Source organism: Streptomyces sp. CO7 (genome assembly GCF_053474865.1).
The window spans coordinates 518,624-519,010 of record NZ_JBRIOU010000004.1 but is presented as its reverse complement, the minus strand read 5'-3'; the positions used below and the strand labels follow the sequence as shown (position 1 = coordinate 519,010).

General features: G+C 72.9%; 1 pseudogene. It reads right to left on the bottom strand.

Going from position 1 to position 387, the window contains the following annotated elements:
- Positions 1-249 (bottom strand): annotated as a pseudogene (locus ACOV8S_RS15170) (hypothetical protein); the annotation flags it as partial.
- Positions 250-387 lie beyond the last annotated feature (138 nt).

Genomic DNA, 387 nt, shown 5'->3' with positions numbered 1-387 from the left:
GTCGTCGGTGCCGGTGCCGGTGCCGTCGTCGGTTCCGGGGACGCGGGCGTTCTCGGCGTGCGAGCCGCCGCCGCGGGCGGGGCCGCCGTCGGCGTCACCGCCGCGAGCATCGCCGGGGCGCCGTGATCGGGGAGTCTTCGTCATCTCTGCTTCCGGGCGCGACGAGACCTCGGCAGCGCTCTCCGCCTTCTCGGGATGCACGCCCTGCCACTCCTCGGTCTCGTTCTGCTCACGTTGCTCACGTATCACCAGTCACCGCCCGCACGATGGTGGCATGCCGGGCATACCCATGGTGGGGTCAGGGGGCGATCCAGAGGCGTGAAATACGCCGCGCACGCCTCCGGAGCGCGTTCGGAGAGCGTTCCGGGCGGGCGGCGGGGGTTCCGC